Annotated in this window: 16 protein-coding genes; 11 read left to right on the forward strand and 5 right to left on the reverse strand. The window is 45.6% G+C overall.

Going from position 1 to position 16,256, the window contains the following annotated elements:
• Positions 1 to 16: 16 nt before the first annotated feature.
• Positions 17 to 1,798, forward strand: coding sequence for a sodium-extruding oxaloacetate decarboxylase subunit alpha (gene oadA, locus BM292_RS00520; RefSeq protein ID WP_092854236.1), 1,782 nt, complete (start codon positions 17 to 19; stop codon positions 1,796 to 1,798).
• Positions 1,799 to 1,801: 3 nt separating this feature from the next.
• Positions 1,802 to 2,932: a sodium ion-translocating decarboxylase subunit beta gene (locus tag BM292_RS00525; protein WP_092854238.1), complete on the forward strand. Its 1,131-nt coding sequence runs from the start codon at positions 1,802 to 1,804 to the stop codon at positions 2,930 to 2,932.
• 216 nt (positions 2,933 to 3,148) lie between these two features.
• On the opposite strand, the gene BM292_RS00530 is transcribed toward BM292_RS00525, so the two are convergent.
• Positions 3,149 to 5,263 (reverse strand): response regulator, encoded by a 2,115-nt coding sequence (locus BM292_RS00530; protein WP_177203768.1) that lies wholly within the window; start codon positions 5,261 to 5,263, stop codon positions 3,149 to 3,151.
• A 164-nt stretch (positions 5,264 to 5,427) separates the two neighbouring features.
• Here BM292_RS00530 and gshA point away from each other — a divergent pair, with 164 nt between their 5' ends.
• Together gshA and BM292_RS00540 are read left to right on the forward strand one after the other, a co-directional pair.
• The gene (gene gshA / locus BM292_RS00535; RefSeq protein WP_342742005.1) at positions 5,428 to 7,023 is read left to right on the forward strand and encodes a glutamate--cysteine ligase; all 1,596 of its coding nucleotides are present in this window, start codon (positions 5,428 to 5,430) and stop codon (positions 7,021 to 7,023) included.
• Positions 7,024 to 7,026: 3 nt separating this feature from the next.
• A complete protein-coding gene (locus tag BM292_RS00540; protein ID WP_092854244.1) occupies positions 7,027 to 7,635 on the forward strand; it encodes a transglycosylase SLT domain-containing protein in 609 nt (202 codons plus the stop codon).
• 21 nt (positions 7,636 to 7,656) lie between these two features.
• Here the strand turns inward: BM292_RS00540 and BM292_RS00545 are convergent, their stop codons facing one another.
• Positions 7,657 to 8,925 carry an HlyC/CorC family transporter gene (locus BM292_RS00545; protein ID WP_092854246.1) on the reverse strand — a complete coding sequence of 423 codons (1,269 nt, stop codon included), beginning with the start codon at positions 8,923 to 8,925 and terminating at the stop codon, positions 7,657 to 7,659.
• Between the two features lie 87 nt (positions 8,926 to 9,012).
• Positions 9,013 to 9,804: a cytochrome C assembly family protein gene (locus BM292_RS00550; RefSeq protein WP_092856800.1), complete on the reverse strand. Its 792-nt coding sequence runs from the start codon at positions 9,802 to 9,804 to the stop codon at positions 9,013 to 9,015.
• A gap of 167 nt (positions 9,805 to 9,971) precedes the next feature.
• On the opposite strand from BM292_RS00550, the gene ffh reads away from it, so the two are divergent.
• The 6 genes from ffh to tyrA all read left to right on the forward strand — a co-directional run bounded on the left by ffh (position 9,972) and on the right by tyrA (position 14,641).
• Entirely contained in the window at positions 9,972 to 11,345 is a 1,374-nt protein-coding gene (gene ffh / locus BM292_RS00555) for a signal recognition particle protein (protein ID WP_092854248.1), read from the forward strand.
• Positions 11,346 to 11,452: 107 nt separating this feature from the next.
• Positions 11,453 to 11,701: a 30S ribosomal protein S16 gene (rpsP, locus tag BM292_RS00560; protein ID WP_055438631.1), complete on the forward strand. Its 249-nt coding sequence runs from the start codon at positions 11,453 to 11,455 to the stop codon at positions 11,699 to 11,701.
• A 27-nt stretch (positions 11,702 to 11,728) separates the two neighbouring features.
• On the forward strand, positions 11,729 to 12,259 hold the full coding sequence (gene rimM, locus BM292_RS00565; protein ID WP_092854250.1) for a ribosome maturation factor RimM: 531 nt from the start codon (positions 11,729 to 11,731) through the stop codon (positions 12,257 to 12,259).
• On the forward strand, positions 12,259 to 13,035 hold the full coding sequence (gene trmD, locus BM292_RS00570; protein ID WP_092854252.1) for a tRNA (guanosine(37)-N1)-methyltransferase TrmD: 777 nt from the start codon (positions 12,259 to 12,261) through the stop codon (positions 13,033 to 13,035). Before rimM ends, trmD begins: the two co-directional genes overlap by 1 nt.
• A 20-nt stretch (positions 13,036 to 13,055) precedes the next feature.
• Positions 13,056 to 13,415, forward strand: a complete 360-nt coding sequence (gene rplS, locus BM292_RS00575; RefSeq protein WP_092854254.1) for a 50S ribosomal protein L19 — start codon at positions 13,056 to 13,058, stop codon at positions 13,413 to 13,415.
• A gap of 98 nt (positions 13,416 to 13,513) precedes the next feature.
• A complete protein-coding gene (gene tyrA / locus BM292_RS00580; protein WP_092854256.1) occupies positions 13,514 to 14,641 on the forward strand; it encodes a bifunctional chorismate mutase/prephenate dehydrogenase in 1,128 nt (375 codons plus the stop codon).
• On the opposite strand, the gene BM292_RS00585 is transcribed toward tyrA, so the two are convergent.
• Positions 14,615 to 14,992: a response regulator gene (locus BM292_RS00585; RefSeq protein WP_092854258.1), complete on the reverse strand. Its 378-nt coding sequence runs from the start codon at positions 14,990 to 14,992 to the stop codon at positions 14,615 to 14,617. The two genes, tyrA and BM292_RS00585, sit on opposite strands and share 27 nt — an antisense overlap.
• 58 nt (positions 14,993 to 15,050) lie before the next feature.
• Between BM292_RS00585 and BM292_RS00590 the strand changes: the two genes are divergently transcribed.
• Entirely contained in the window at positions 15,051 to 15,683 is a 633-nt protein-coding gene (locus tag BM292_RS00590; RefSeq protein ID WP_092854260.1) for a cytochrome b/b6 domain-containing protein, read from the forward strand.
• Here the strand turns inward: BM292_RS00590 and BM292_RS00595 are convergent.
• The gene (locus BM292_RS00595) at positions 15,680 to 16,150 is read right to left on the reverse strand and encodes a c-type cytochrome (RefSeq protein ID WP_092854262.1); all 471 of its coding nucleotides are present in this window, start codon (positions 16,148 to 16,150) and stop codon (positions 15,680 to 15,682) included. The two genes, BM292_RS00590 and BM292_RS00595, sit on opposite strands and share 4 nt — an antisense overlap.
• Positions 16,151 to 16,256: the final 106 nt, after the last annotated feature.

Below are 16,256 nucleotides of genomic sequence, written 5' to 3' on the forward strand. Positions count from 1 at the left end.
AGTAAGGAGCGCTTTCATGACAAAACCTTTGAAATTGACCGAATTAGTCTTACGTGATGCTCATCAGTCATTGCTGGCAACGCGCATGCGGCTCGACGATATGCTACCGATTGCTGAAAAGCTTGATGATATGGGCTACTGGTCAATGGAGTCTTGGGGGGGTGCGACATTTGATGCTTGTATTCGCTATTTAGGCGAAGACCCATGGGAGCGTATTCGCGAATTAAAAAAGGTAATGCCCAAAACGCCTCAACAAATGCTATTGCGAGGTCAAAACCTGCTTGGTTACCGTCATTATGCCGATGATGTGGTACGACGCTTTGTTGAGAGAGCAAAACATAACGGTGTCGATGTGTTTCGCATATTCGATGCCATGAATGATGTCCGTAACTTAGAAACAGCAATAAAAGCCACCAAAGAAGTCGAGGGGCATGCGCAAGGTACTTTGTCTTATACGGTGAGCCCTGTACATACACTCGAAAAGTGGTTGGACATGGCGAAAGAATTAGAAGCGCTTGGTTGTGATTCGATTTGTATAAAAGACATGGCTGGCTTATTGCGACCGGAACCCGCGTTTGAATTAATTTCGGCGCTGAAAAAGACGGTGGATGTGCCGATAGCGATGCAGTGTCATGCCACTACCGGCTTGAGCACTGCAACCTATCAAAAAGCCATAGACGCCGGTATCGATATGTTGGATACCGCTATCTCGTCAATGAGTATGACTTATGGGCATTCAGCGACTGAAACGATTGTTGCCATGACGGAGGGTACAGCCAGAGATACGGGATTAAATCTCGAAGATCTGACCGACATTGCCAGTTATTTCCGAGAGGTTCGCAAAAAGTACGCACAGTTTGAGGGTTCATTAAAAGGTGTTGATGCGCGCATTTTAGTTGCGCAAGTGCCCGGCGGCATGCTCACCAATATGGAAAATCAGTTACGCGAGCAAGGCGCTACAGATAAATTTGATGAAGTACTTGAGGAAATCCCTCGAGTTCGTGAAGATCTTGGATTTATCCCATTAGTCACGCCAACCTCGCAAATTGTTGGAACCCAAGCCGTGTTAAATGTGCTGAGCGGCGAGCGTTATAAATCCATTTCGAAAGAAACCCGTGGTGTGTTGCGCGGTGAATATGGTGCGACTGCGGCTCCAGTTAATAAAGAATTGCAACAGCGTGTTCTCGACGGTGAGCAGCCAATTACTTGTCGTCCAGCTGACTTAATTGATGACGAGTTAAATAAGTTAACGCAAGAGCTCAAAACAAAAGCCAAAGAAGACGGTATTGCGTTAGCAAAAAATGAAATTGATGACGTGTTGACGTATGCACTATTTCCACAAATAGGCCTTAAGTTTTTGAAGAACCGTGGCAATCCAGATGCGTTTGAGCCAGCTCCAACTGGTGAGAGTGTTAAATCCGAGAGCGGTTCGCCAACATCGAGTTCGACTAACGAAAGCGGTGTGACCGAGGTTTACGACGTACGAGTTGATGGTCGCACTTTTACTGTGGAAGTTGCGCCTACAGGACAGATTACTTCGGCCACACCGACAGCGACACAGGCCAAAAAGTCTCAGCCGACGGAGCTTAAAGAAGTCAAAGCGCCGTTAGCCGGAAATGTATTTAAAGTTCAAGTTGAGCAAGGCCAAAGCGTGAAAGCCGGTGACGTTCTAATCATTCTTGAAGCAATGAAAATGGAAACGGACATCAAAGCCGAACATGACGGCACCGTAGCATCACTTACGACCAAAGAAGGTGCTAGTGTCAATGTCGGTGACGTTTTGCTGACGTTGGAGTGATACATGGACCGTATAATGACTTTGTGGGATAGCACCGCAATCGCAGCTTTTACATGGGGCGCCGCAATCATGATGATGGTTGGGGCTTTACTCCTGTATTTGGCCATTCACAAAAAGTTCGAACCATTACTTTTGTTACCCATAGGCTTTGGTGCCATCCTAGCGAATATACCGCAAGCAGGTTTCACAGAGCCAGGCGGCTTGCTTTATTACATTTACTATGTGGGTATTGAGACAGGTGTGTTTCCGTTGCTCATTTTCATGGGCGTTGGCGCCATGACTGATTTCGGACCACTGCTCGCGAATCCCAGAACTTTACTACTAGGCGCCGCAGCGCAATTTGGTATTTTTGCGACATTACTTGGCGCGATTGCATTAAATGGTCTTCCGGGTTTTGACTTTACTCTGGCTGATGCGTCGGCAATTGCAATAATCGGCGGTGCAGATGGGCCGACAGCAATCTTTTTAGCATCACGATTAAGTCCTGATTTACTCGGTGCAATTGCCGTTGCCGCCTATTCGTACATGGCGCTAGTTCCAATTATTCAGCCGCCAATTATGAAGCTACTTACGACGGAATCTGAACGTAAGATTCAGATGGAACAGTTACGTCCCGTGGCTCGTCGGGAGAAAATTTTATTCCCATTGGCGGTGTTATTCCTGACATTACTGTTCTTACCGACCGCAACACCGTTGGTCGGCATGTTTTGTTTGGGGAATTTGATGCGCGAGGCAGGTGTTGTCGATAGGTTGAGTAAAACCGCGCAAAATGAACTGATTAATATTGTCACCATATTTTTGGGGCTGGCAGTCGGTTCCAAGCTATCAGCGCAAGAGTTTTTGTCGTTACAAACTCTCGGTATTTTGGCCCTAGGTGCTGTTGCTTTTGGTATTGGTACAGCTTCAGGTGTATTAATGGCCAAACTGATGAGTAAAGTCAGTAAACAGCCGATTAATCCGCTAATTGGCGCTGCAGGAGTGTCAGCAGTACCGATGGCTGCGCGGGTAGTTAATAAAGTTGGTTTAGAAGCAAACCCACAAAACTTTTTGTTAATGCATGCAATGGGACCTAATGTTGCTGGCGTGCTTGGTAGCGCAGTCGCGGCAGGTATATTGCTGGCGCTGGTGGGTTAGTTAGAAAGCAATCTATGTCATGTGGTTAACAGCGCAGGTGATACAGTTACCGTCCTGTTAACCACAACATGAGAGTGTAAAAACCTGCAATAAATGCACTAAAAATCGCAATATAGATAAACCCTTTTAGTCCTTGTCGTAAAGTCCAACCGTGTGTTCTTAAATAGACAAACCACACGACGCTCAGAATGAGTGGAATTAAGAATAAAAATCGAGTCATGATTGCTTACCTGCTGTTTGTTGTCGTTGCTGCCACAATGCTAAATCAGCCACGGCTTGTCGAGCTTGTTCTAACAGCGGGTCGAGGCGTGTAATATTATCCGCTACTTCATTCACCGCACCCTCAGACATACTTTGTTCAAGTTTCGCAGCAACTTTGGAAAGCTTGGTTAATCCGAGGTTTGCAGCTGCGCCTTTCAGTGAATGGAAAAAGCGCTTAGCTTGGTCGTGTTGCCCTTTTGATAAGAACTCGACGACTTGTTGTGGCGCTTGGTGATAGTCACTATAAAGACGTTCTACGAGTGTTTGGTATAAGTTTAGGTTGTGCCCAAGCCGTTCCAGCGCACCGTTGAAATCGATGCCATTATGATTGGTTGGATAAACGATTTGATCCGTTGACTCATGTGCTGGCGTTGCCGAAGAAGCGGACTTGTGCGCTGTGTACTCACCTCGGACACACCATTTTTCTAGGGCATCAATGAGCCTCTCTTCATCAATCGGTTTACTAATATGATCTTGCATACCAGCAGCTAGCGAGCGTTCAATGTCTTCGCTAGTGCTATTGGCGGTCATTGCGATGATGGGCAACTGCTGATAAGAGAAGAAGCCGCGGATTTTTTCAGCTGCGGTCAGGCCATCCATTACCGGCATTTGAATATCCATAAATACCAGAGCATAATTTTTCGCCTTCACCATCGCGACCGCTTCTTCACCGTTACGTGCAACATCAACCACTAAACCCGCTTGTTGTAACATTTCTTTGGCGATCATTTGGTTAATATCGTTATCCTCAACCAACAGAACCGGTGCGCTACATATGTCCTCGAGTCGATTTGATGCTGTTGGAGTTTCGGTTTGCCCAGCAATAGCCAACGCTGAGCAAAGCACTCGCAATAACGCTGAGCTGGTATAAGGCTTGACGATATATTCAGCGACACCGATTTGTCGCGCCTGCTCAATCATATCTTTTGCATGATAGTTAGTGGCCAGAATTAAGCGAGGCAGCTGACCTTCTTGGCACAATAACTCTTGGCAAAATTCGAGACCACTGATACCGGGCAACTGCCAGTCAACAATCACTGCATCAAAATCGTGCTGCTCAAGAAGCTGGAGGCCTTCTTCGGCGGTACGGCAACTCACCACATCGACCGAATAACTGCGTAACAACTCGGTGAGCATCTCGCGAGTGGTCAAGTTATCTTCAATGGCAAGTACGTGCTTATGTTGCAAGCGTTTAATAAGAGAGTCACGGCTTGAATCGTCTTGATTCTTTTGTAGCGGGAAGCGCATTTCCAAAAAGAAGGTTGAGCCTTGCCCCAGTGTACTGATCACACCGAGACCATGTTGATTCATCAATTTTACGATGCGCTGACTGATAGCTAAGCCAAGCCCAGTTCCGCCGAAGCGCCGGGTTGTTGATGCGTCAGCTTGCGTGAAAGCGTCAAATAGTCGTGCGCGTTGTGCTTCATCCATGCCGATACCGGTATCCGTCACTGATAAACGCAAATAGACGTTCTCAGAGTCAACATCAAGTAAGGTTGCGGCAACGACAATCTCGCCATCTTCGGTAAACTTAATGGCATTGCTGACCAAATTAACTAGTACCTGATTTAATCGAAGTGGGTCACCAATTAAACGCGTTGGAATATTGGTTGGCAAATTTATAATAAACTCTAAATTCTTATCATATGCTCGATACGCAAACATGTCTGCTAGGTTCGCAAGCACTTCCTCTAAGTCAAAAGGAATCGCTTCAATGGTTAATTTACCTGCCTCGATTTTGGCGAAATCAAGTAAATCATTGACAATACCCAACAAAATCCGTGATGAACTCTCAATTGAGCGTAAATAGCTACGTTGTTGGTCATCAAGGTCGGTCTTTAAACTGAGCTGTGTCATACCAAGAATGGCATTTATCGGTGTGCGTATTTCGTGGCTAACGTTAGCCAAAAACTCACTTTTAGCTTGGTTTGCGGCAGCAATTGCATGCAACTGGCGCTCGCGCTCATCGATTGAGTTAGGTGTTGTGTTTGAAACAGGAGCAGGCGGCGCTTCTTGTTCACGTTGACGGCGCCGTGATAGCCATTTTTTTAACTTTCGTGGAAATTGCATCAACTGCCTCAAATCAACGTTACTGTTTCTTCGTTGGTCTATCATGCCATGCAAGCCATGTACTGCCAATGTTTAACAGTGATCAACTAGCATAGACTAACCGTTTATAAACCAGTAATATTTCGCCATAACTTATGGCTCGACGATATAAGGCAGGAAAAATTTTGCAGTCACAATTTGCCGAACTGTTGGCGACTCTCGCCAAATCCGAGCACGTTAACGCCTTACGAGGTATTCAGCGTGGCGTTGAACGCGAAACTTTGCGCATTACCGAACAAGGGAAGTTAGCAGCTACTCCTCATCCTAAAGGGCTTGGCGCCGCGCTGAAGCATCCTTTAATCACCACCGATTATGCTGAGACTTTAATGGAGTTTATCACGCCAGTCGCGTCAGATATCAATGTGACGCTTGAGCAATTGGCTGATATCCATAAAGTAACTTACCAAGAATTAGGTGATGAATTATTGTGGCCACTAAGCATGCCGTGCTTTGTAGGCTCAGCCGATGACATCGTCATCGCGCAATACGGCAAGTCGAACACTGGCAGAATGAAAACCCTTTATCGCAAAGGGTTAACTTATCGATATGGTGGCGGCATGCAGATTATTGCTGGCGTGCACTTTAATTTTAGTCTCTCAGATGAATTGCTTGCGTTGCTTGCCGAGCACGAGAATAAGACATTTAATCAAGATTTTATTTCGACAAAATATTTTCATCTTATTCGAAATTACAAACGCGTGTGCTGGATCATTCCTTATTTATTCGGCGCTTCGCCAGCCATTTGTAAATCGTTTTTACAACATACCGAAGACAATATTGAGTTTTCATCAATGGGGAAAGGGACTGTTTATCGCCCTTATGGTACCTCGCTACGCATGAGCGACCTTGGCTACACCAATAAAGAGCAGGCGGATTTAAAAATCACCTATAACACGCTTGAAGAGTACGTTGGTGGTTTACGTCGAGCGATTACAAAGGAATCGACAAGATTTAGCAAAATCGGCGTTAAAGTAGACGGTGAATATCGCCAACTCAACAATAATATCTTACAAATCGAAAATGAGTTTTACTCAGCCATTCGTCCTAAGCGAGTGGCGCGCTCGGGTGAAACGCCAACGCAAGCATTAGAGCGTGGTGGTGTTGAATACATTGAGGTGAGAGCGCTGGATGTAAATCCATTCAGTCCAGTAGGGATTACCGCTGAGCAAATCCGGTTTTTAGATTTGTTACTTATTTACTGTGCGATTTCGCCGAGTAAAGAAATGAGTTGGGATGAGCAGGTTATTGCCGATAAGAATTTTAACCGAGTGGTAATGGACGGTCGTAATCCTCGCCTAACGCTCAACGATAATAATTATGAGCGTCCAATTTCTGATTGGCTGGAAGACATCTTCGCTGATTTGCAACAAATAGCAAAGGTCATGGATGGAGCCAACCATAGCAGTGATTACAGCAACACGGTTGCACAACAGTATCGTTGTGTTTTAAATCCGGAGTTGACCTTATCGGGTCAGTTTCTATCGCATTTGCTCGAAAATCAGATCGACAATAGTGAGTTTGGAATGACTTTAGCTCGTCAGTACAAACAACAACTGACAGGAAAGCCCTTAGCATATTTTTCTGAAGCAGAATTTGAGCGTTTACGCGATGCTTCATTAACTGCTCAAGCCGATTTGGAAGCACAAGACGCAAATTCGAGTTTTGATGATTTTTTACAGGAGTATTTCCGCCGCGCTGCCTGTCAGTCGCCGGATTGTTAAGACATGAAATTACGACTTACGCTGATAGTCACCGCAATGACTCTGGTCGGTTGCGCTTCGGCGCCGCCGGAAGAACCTGAAAACTTGTGTCGGATATTCGAAGAAAAACGCGATTGGTATGATGCTGCCGCAGATATGCGGGACAAGTGGGGCGTACCGATTCAAGTCCCTATGGCGATGATGTATCAAGAAAGCTCGTTTAAACACGATGCGGTCCCGCCGCGCGATTATATTCTTTGGATTATCCCGTGGGGTCGAGTAAGTAGTGCATATGGTTATTCGCAAGCTAAGACAGCCACTTGGGACGATTATGTTCGAGAAACCGGAAATTCTTGGTCGTCTCGAGATGACTTCGAAGATGCGATCGATTTTATGGGATGGTTTATTTCGAAGAGTCAAAAAATCAATGGTGTTTCGAAATGGGATGCCTATGCACAATACTTAAATTATCACGAAGGTTGGGGTGGTTACCAACGTCAAACGTATCGTAGCAAACGTTGGTTGATGCGCACTGCAGAGCGCGTGAAAGCGCGCGCGAGTCGGTATGGTGCGCAGTTGCGTCAATGTGAGGATGATTTAAAACGTGGTTGGTTATGGCGCTTATTATTTTAATAAGCGCTATTACTTCTGTTATTACTTCTCTGGTAAAAAGCGCACAACTTTCACTAAGTTGTCGCTACTTTCAATCACTTCCATTGCGTAACCATTTATACGCAAACACAATGCTTGTTGTGGAATATCACCTAAGGTTTCGATAATTAAACCACTGACGGTTTTCGGGCCATCGGTTGGTAACTCCCAGTTCATTTCTTTATTTAAGTCGCGGATGTTAGCGACGCCCTCTACGAGTACCGAACCATCGGGCTGAATTTGGGTGGTCTCACTTGGTGCCGGCGTGATACTGGTTGTGAAGTCACCAACAATTTCTTCAAGGATATCTTCTAAAGTCACCAAGCCCTGAATGTCGCCGTATTCGTCAACCACTAGGCCGATCCGTTCTTTGTTACGCTGAAACTTTAGCAGTTGAACATTCAGCGGTGTACCCTCAGGAATATAGTAAATATCGCGGGCTGCACGAACAATTTCTGACTTATCCAAATCGGCATTATTTTTCGTCATGATTTGCATAATGTCGCGGGCATGCAGAAAGCCAACAGCATCATCAATCTCGTTGCGATAGAGCAAAATGCGAGTATATTGCGCTTGGCTCAGCTGCTTGATAATCGATTTCACGTCATCCTGTACATCGATACCAGATATTTCCGCGCGCGGAATCATGACATCTTCAACTGTTACTTTTTCTAAATCCAAGATACTAAGCAGCATCTCTTGGTGGCTCGACGGAATCATCGAATTTGCTTCATTTACCACGGTACGCAATTCTTCCGAGCTCAGTGCATCTTGGCCGGCAGCACCATTGGGATTAATGCCCAGTAACCGCATAAAACCATTGGTAATGAAGTTTACCGTTGCAACGAAAGGATACATGATGCGTAGCAATGGCTTCAGTACAATCGAGCTTGGGAAGGCAATGCGTTCAGGGTGTAATGCCGCAATTGTTTTAGGCGTGACCTCGGCGAAGATCAGTACTATCAGCGTTAAGCCAAACGTCGCGATAACAATTCCAGCATCGCCAAACCAGCGCAGACAAATAATCGTAGCAATTGCAGATGCCGCAATATTGACGAGGTTATTACCAATGAGGATGAGGCCGATAAGTCGATCTGGGCGATCAAGTAAATATTGGACGCGATTGGCTCCGGCATTACCTTGTTGAGCAAGATGTCGAAGTCGATAGCGGTTGACTGACATCATTCCAGTTTCCGAGCCAGAGAAATAAGCCGAAAGCAGTAACAAAACCCCGAGAATGATAAGTAGGGTCGAGGTGGATATCTCGTCCAAAAAATATTCCTATAATTTAAAACTGAACGACTAATTTAGCCAGCTAGGCAAACAAGTCAAGCACTTCGATAGCTTTTCAGCCATTAATTACAGCGAAAGTATAATATCTTTGACGAATCTGCTACCAAAGTAGGCAAGCGATAAAATAATGCTGGCGGCGACACTCGTAATAACCAGTGTTCGACCTCTGGCTTGTTTAACCTGATGCAAGTACAGCACCGCAGCATACAAACTAAATGCAACTAAACTGAGCACCGTTTTGTGAGCTTGTCCTTGTGCAAACATATCATTGAGGAAAATAAAGCCACTGATTATGGCCACTGCCAACAACAAGGTACCGGCACTCAATAACCGAAAGAAATAACGCTCCACTGTCATTAATGGCGGTAATAAACCGGTTAATGCTTGTGAACGGTGGTGTTTCAACACATAGTTGAGATAAAGCAGTTGAACCGCGTACAAAGTCGCCAACATGAGTACTGCATAGGCGAGTAATGACAGCAGTATGTGGATGACCAAGCCATGTGCTTCGCTCAGCGGCGCTCCCCAATTAACCGGGCTCACGACCATGAGAATGACGCTGACTGCGGCAAAAATATAAATAATTGGGCTCAGTAACAGCCCCCCCGCGCGGCGGTTACGCAGCAGGGTTAAACTTACGAGTAGTAATGCGACGGTGCTTAGACTGGTGGTGATATTTAAGTGATTAAAGTGATCAGTTTCCAAATATTCCCAGAGCAAGGCCACATGACTAACGATAGCGACCAAAGGCACAACGAATAATAGCCACGACGCTGGTTTCGCTTGCACCAGATTACGCCATAATAATATGGCTGAGAGTACATATAGTGCGACACTGAACAGAAGCAATATGGTCATGGCGGTTATCATTTTACTGTGGTTAAGAATGAGAATATTCCAAGTATATGCATTGTCGCGCTCAAACCCAATAGGATCAGGAAACTTTGCTTGATTTGCGATATACTCGCCGCCATATCGATATAAGTGCTAACAGATAAGTGCAAACAGAGAGTGAGCAGATTCGCATGTTTGAGAATTTAAGCGAACGATTGTCGCAATCGTTGAAGAACATTACCGGTCGAGGCCGACTCACCGAAGAAAATATCAAAGATACGCTACGCGAAGTTCGGATGGCGTTATTAGAAGCTGACGTTGCGTTACCCGTTGTGCGCGAGTTTGTGAGTCGCGTCAAAGAGCAAGCGCTCGGCGTAGAAGTAAACAAGAGTTTAACCCCTGGACAAGTATTCTTAAAAATAGTCCAGAAAGAACTCGAGCATGCCATGGGCGACGGTAATGTCCCAATTAATCTTGCGGCGCAACCTCCTGCGGTTATTTTGATGGCTGGTCTGCAAGGTGCGGGTAAAACCACTAGTGTGGGCAAGCTAGCGCGTTATTTGCGCGAAAAACAGAAGAAAAAAGTTCTTGTTGTGAGTGCAGACGTCTATCGTCCCGCTGCAATCAAACAGCTCGAAACATTAGCTACCGAAGTAGAAGTTGAATTTTTTCCTTCAAACACTGAGCAAAAACCAGTAACGATTGCGCAAAATGCTATTGATCATGCGCGCAAGAAGTTTTTTGACGTTGTGTTAGTGGATACCGCCGGTCGTACCGCCATTGATGAAGCCATGATGGCTGAAATTCAAGCCTTGCACCAAGCGATTAATCCGGTAGAAACGCTATTTGTAGTTGATGCGATGACGGGTCAGGATGCTGCGAACACTGCCAAAGCATTTAGCGAAGCTCTCCCACTAACGGGTGTGATTTTAACGAAAACCGACGGTGACGCGCGCGGCGGTGCAGCTTTATCTATTCGTCACATCACCGGTAAACCGATTAAATTCTTAGGTGTCGGTGAAAAGAACACAGCATTAGAACCGTTTCATCCAGATCGTGTTGCCTCACGCATTTTAGGTATGGGTGACGTGCTGTCGTTAATCGATGAGCTAGAAACCAAGGTTGATCGCAGTAAGGCTGAGAAGGTCGCCAAGAAAGTAATGAAAGAAGGTAAGTTCTCGTTAGAGGATTTCCGTGATCAACTAGCACAAATGCGTGATATGGGCGGCATGATGGGCCTAATGGACAAACTTCCCGGCATGGGAAAAATGTCAGCTCAGGTGAAAGGGCAGCTTGATGACAAGATGACCGTTCGTATGGAAGCAATTATTAATTCCATGACCCCAAAAGAGCGTGAGTACCCGGATTTAATCAAAGGTTCGCGCAAACGTCGTATAGCGGCTGGCTCTGGTACGCAAGTACAAGATGTGAACAAATTGCTCAAGCAATTTATGCAAATGCAAAAAATGATGAAAAAAATGAAAGGCGGCGGCATGGCGAAGATGATGCGCAGTCTTGGCGGAATGGGTGGGAAAATGCCACCAGGAATGTTCCCGAAAGGCTAGTAAAAACTTGCATTCGGACTAAATTTCGGGTAAATTCCACGACCTCTTCGACCCCGGTCGGAGACTTTTTTATTTACTTAACATTAGAAACTGTATCGAGGAACGTAATGGTAACCATTCGTTTACAACGTGGTGGCGCTAAAAAACGCCCATTCTACCAAATGGTAGTTACTGACAGTCGCAATGCCCGCGACGGTCGTTTTATTGAAAACGTAGGCTTCTTCAACCCGGTCGCTCGTGGCCAGGAAGAAAAATTGCGCGTTGATTTAGATCGTGTTGATCACTGGGTATCTAACGGTGCATCACTTTCTGAGCGTGTAGCGAAGTTAGTTAAAGACGCGCGCAGCGCGGCTTAATGAATTAAATCCGTATTATAGGTGGCTATGAATACTCCTGCTGAAACCGTCGTCGTTGGTCAACTAGGCGCAGTGTATGGCGTAAAAGGCTGGATTAAAGTTCAAAGCTATACCGATGATCCGGAAGCCATTTTTGAATACAGCCCTTGGCAAATTATTAAGCAGGGTAAAACGCAAGCAGTTCAAGTCGAAGAATGGCGTCGACATAATAAAGGACTCATTGCAAAGTTAGCTGGTGTCGAAGATCGTGACCAAGCCCATGTGTTTACAGGCGCGGAAATCATTATTGATGCAGAGCAACTACCTGAATTGCCAGAGGATGAATTTTACTGGCGCGATTTGATTGGTATGACCGTGGTGAATACTGACGGTTATGACATGGGAGTCGTAGACCAGATTATGGCCACAGCATCGAATGATGTGATGGTGGTGAAAGCGAATAGCAACGATGCATTTGGTCGCTCAGAACGATTGATTCCGTTTATTCAGAGTCAATATGTACAAGCAGTCGACAAAGAAAACAAACGTATTGTTGTGGATTGGCCGTCGGACTTTTAATGACTGCAAAATTACAGGTAGGGGTCATTAGCCTCTTTCCTGAAATGTTTCAGGCCATTACCGATAACGGTGTGACTGGTCGGGCTGTTCGTGATGGGGTGTTGGATATCCAACTGATTAACCCACGCGATTTTACCCAAGATCGGCATCGCACTGTTGATGACCGCCCTTATGGCGGAGGTCCTGGCATGTTGATGATGGTGCAACCGCTCACTGATGCGATTGCAGCAGCCAAACAACAGCTTGGCGCCAATACCAAGGTGATTTATATGTCACCTCAAGGTCGCAAACTTGATCACGCTGGTGCTCATGAGTTAGCTCAGCATGACAAGTTCATCATAATCGCCGGTCGCTATGAAGGCATTGATGAACGAGTAATTACTCGTCACGTTGATGAAGAATGGTCGATTGGAGATTACGTGTTAAGTGGTGGTGAGTTACCCGCCATGGTGATGATTGACACGGTAGCACGCTTGATTCCCGGTGTTTTGGGGCATCAAGATTCAGCTAGCGAGGACTCATTTGCCGATGGCTTGTTAGATTGCCCACACTATACACGACCGGAAGTTTTAGATGGTGAGGCGGTTCCCGCAGTATTACTCAGCGGAAACCACGAAAATATACGCAAGTGGCGTTTGCAGCAGTCTCTTGGGAGAACCTGGTTGCGACGTCCTGAATTGTTAAAACACCTAGCTCTGACTGACGAGCAGAGGCAGTTGTTGGATGAATTCATTCAGCAACATGAAGATGCTTCTGATACAGGTTCGGGCAGTTAATCTAGGCAAGTGAGGCTATCATGGCAAAAGTAAACCAAAATTTGATCAAAGCGATCGAAGACGAGCAATTGAAAAGCGACCTTCCAGCGTACGCGCCGGGTGATACAGTGGTCGTTAATGTTAAGGTAACCGAAGGTAACCGTGAGCGTATTCAGGCATTTGAAGGCGTGGTTATCGCAAAGCGTAATCGTGGCTTACACAGCGCAGTAACTGTTCGTAAAATCTCGAACGGCGAAGGCGTTGAGCGTACTTTCCAAGTACACAGCCCAATCGTAGATAGCATTGTTGTGAAGCGAAAAGGTGCGGTACGTCGTGCTAAGCTTTACTACCTCCGTGAGCGTTCAGGTAAATCTGCACGTATCCGCGAGAAGTTGTCTTAATAAGCATCAAGCTTATTCGAAAAAAACCCGCCGCTGGCGGGTTTTTTTATGGTACAAATGCGCTATTACACACTAAATTGCCCTGCGGAGTTGAGGACATGCCGAATTCAAAGCACGAACAACATGAGCTAGACGTATTGCGTCAACAAATTGACGAAACGGACAGTGAGTTGGTGCGATTGTTATTACAGCGACGTCAATTAGCAAGCAAAGTTGGCGTAGTAAAACGTAAGTTAGGGCAACCTTTATATGTGCCAGAACGCGAAGCTGCAATGCTGGTCAACCGCCGCGAGCAAGCCGCTCAAGTTGGTCTATCGCCTGAATTGATCGAGGATGTGTTACGTCGAGTTATTCGTGAGTCTTATCAACAGCAGCAAGCTGCAGATGTTCATCTAGAGACGAAATCGGTGGTTATTTTTGGTGGTGCTGGCGCACTCGGTAAGTTGTTCGTTCGATTGTTCGAATCGGCTGGTGCTGCCGTCAACATCATTGAAAAAGATAACTGGGAAATGGCGGAGTTATATTGCGCACAAGCCGATTTGGTGCTGATTGCCGTTCCTGTTGTTGCCACCGTCGATGTTATTGAAGCATTACCAGTACTTCCGCCCAGTTGTGTGCTTGCTGATGTGACGAGTATCAAACAAAAGCCATTGGCAGCTATGCTAGCGAAACATAGTGGCCCAGTAGTGGGCCTTCACCCAATGTTTGGGCCGCAGCAAGTAACCCTTGCAAAGCAATTAATGGTTGCCTGTCACGGCCGCGATGAAGAAAGCTATCAATGGGTGTTAGAGAGCATTCAACGTTGGGGCGCACAGATAAAATTTATTGATGCGAGTGAGCACGATCAAGCAATGTCTTTTGTGCAGGTCTTGCGTCATTTATCGACCTTTGTTTACGGCGCTCATCTTGCCCATGAAAAAGTCGACGTACAACAGTTGCTAGAATTAAGCTCCCCCATTTATCGGCTTGAGTTAATGATGGTCGGCCGATTATTTGCGCAAGATGCTCATTTATACGCAGACATTATTTTGTCGGAGCCACACAATTTCTCAATGCTACGTCGCTATGTACGCTTGTTCGAGCAGTTATTATCAGAACTTGAACAAGGCAATAAGGCCGGATTTATTCGACGATTTGAACATATTCGTGAGTATTTCGGTGATTTCGCACAGAAATTTTTAACTGAAAGCCAACGCTTATTAGACGTCGCTGGCGATACGAAGTAAATCAGCGAGTTGCTTTGGACTAACCGGTTTATGTAGAAAAGTGTCAATGCCTGCTGCAGTACAATGTTGCGCAAAATCGTCGTGTTGATGACCGGTGATCATGGCTGCTTGCGGTGCGGCATCGCCAAGCTGAGCAACTATTTCACAGTACACATCAATCCCATTAATATCGGGTAATTCGTGGTCCAAGAGAACCAGTGCAGGGCGTTGCTCCACTGCCAGTGCAACCGCTTCTTTGCCTGTTTCTGCAGTGATGACCTCAACAGGATATTGCTGAACCATGGCACGTAACACTTCGAGCGAAATATAATCGTCGTCAACAATTAATACTTTATTAGCTGATTGGCTCATTGTTCTATCCTATACTGCTAAAAGAATAATACTGTATTGAACAGAAGGATGACTGAAAATGCAACGGGTAAAAATTTGGGATAGTTTTGTTCGGTTAAGTCATTGGTTGATGGTTATTTTGGTGGTACTCATGTGGTACACCGCAGAAGAAGGGCTGATGGATCGTCATCTACAACTTGCGGGAATACTTGGGGCGTTAGTTATTACGCGCGTTCTATGGGGATTTTTGGGGAGCGAATCTGCGCGTTTTTCGCGTTTTGTCAAAGGCCCTAAAGCTATTTCTGAACATATTTCTGAATTTAAATCTGGGCATTATCAGCCATCAAACACGCATAATGCAGCGGGCGGCTGGGCTGTACTCGCATTGTTATTATTATTATTGGTGCAATTCGGTTCGGGATTATTTGCCAGTGATGACATCTTTTATTCGGGGCCATTAGCGAGCAGTGTTGGCAGTGATTTCAGTGAAATAGCCGGTGAAGTGCATGAAACGATTTTCAATGTCTTACTGGCTGTGATTGTCGTGCACGTTGTCGCGATTATTCTGTATCGGCTTCGTGGTATCAACCTGATAAGTGCAATGATACACGGTTATCGCGAAGGGGTTGCAGCACCGAAACTGGTACCAGGTATCGTTGGAATAATCGCAGCAGCGATTATCGCTGCTGCGTTATATTATTGGATTAATTAGTCTTTATACTGATCATGGCAGCCCTTGCAGTTACGAGCGGCTGTCATGAAGGCATTCCGGATAGCGCCCTGATCACCAGAAGCAGCTGCCTGTTGCAATGCTTTAGCATCTTGTTGTAACTGCTCTGAACGCTCAACGAAATCTTCCCAGTTATCCCAAATAGCAGGTAACGCATCAGTATTATTACCTGGCATTGCACCTTCTTGGCTAAAACCAATCCAAGGAATGCTCGTTAATGCGGCAAAATCATTCGCACGCTCGGTAAAAATAGCGCCGTCGAATTCGATATCACCTTTCACCATATCGCCCATCACGGCAAAGTTGTTTTGCATAATTGATAATGCCTTTTGCCGGTACTCGACAGCTTTGTCAGCATCATTAAACGCATGTTGTGCAATTGCACTTGCAGAAACAGTCAGTGCAACAATGCTGACGAAACTACCTGCGACCTTGAATATTGACTTCATGTTGTTCTCCTAATTGTGTTGTTTAACGACTGCAATACGCTTTTCATCCTTAAATGGATTGCGCATGGTCATTGATCCCCATTAATGTGGACATGATAACCGTAAA

It is taken from the genome of Pseudidiomarina tainanensis, assembly GCF_900115255.1.
GTDB classification, from domain to species: domain Bacteria; phylum Pseudomonadota; class Gammaproteobacteria; order Enterobacterales; family Alteromonadaceae; genus Pseudidiomarina; species Pseudidiomarina tainanensis.

Bases quoted from the DNA above. Each gene is read 5' to 3' on its own strand.
- rplS (WP_092854254.1), top strand. From the start codon at position 13,056: ATGGCAAAAGTAAACCAAAATTTGATCAAAGCGATCGAAGACGAGCAA.
- BM292_RS00530 (WP_177203768.1), bottom strand. From the start codon at position 5,263: ATGCAATTTCCACGAAAGTTAAAAAAATGGCTATCACGGCGCCGTCAA.
- rimM (WP_092854250.1), top strand. From the start codon at position 11,729: ATGAATACTCCTGCTGAAACCGTCGTCGTTGGTCAACTAGGCGCAGTG.
- BM292_RS00525 (WP_092854238.1), top strand. From the start codon at position 1,802: ATGGACCGTATAATGACTTTGTGGGATAGCACCGCAATCGCAGCTTTT.
- trmD (WP_092854252.1), top strand. From the start codon at position 12,259: ATGACTGCAAAATTACAGGTAGGGGTCATTAGCCTCTTTCCTGAAATG.
- oadA (WP_092854236.1), top strand. From the start codon at position 17: ATGACAAAACCTTTGAAATTGACCGAATTAGTCTTACGTGATGCTCAT.
- BM292_RS00540 (WP_092854244.1), top strand. From the start codon at position 7,027: ATGAAATTACGACTTACGCTGATAGTCACCGCAATGACTCTGGTCGGT.
- rpsP (WP_055438631.1), top strand. From the start codon at position 11,453: ATGGTAACCATTCGTTTACAACGTGGTGGCGCTAAAAAACGCCCATTC.
- tyrA (WP_092854256.1), top strand. From the start codon at position 13,514: ATGCCGAATTCAAAGCACGAACAACATGAGCTAGACGTATTGCGTCAA.
- BM292_RS00590 (WP_092854260.1), top strand. From the start codon at position 15,051: ATGCAACGGGTAAAAATTTGGGATAGTTTTGTTCGGTTAAGTCATTGG.
- BM292_RS00595 (WP_092854262.1), bottom strand. From the start codon at position 16,150: ATGAAGTCAATATTCAAGGTCGCAGGTAGTTTCGTCAGCATTGTTGCA.
- BM292_RS00550 (WP_092856800.1), bottom strand. From the start codon at position 9,804: ATGACCATATTGCTTCTGTTCAGTGTCGCACTATATGTACTCTCAGCC.
- ffh (WP_092854248.1), top strand. From the start codon at position 9,972: ATGTTTGAGAATTTAAGCGAACGATTGTCGCAATCGTTGAAGAACATT.
- BM292_RS00585 (WP_092854258.1), bottom strand. From the start codon at position 14,992: ATGAGCCAATCAGCTAATAAAGTATTAATTGTTGACGACGATTATATT.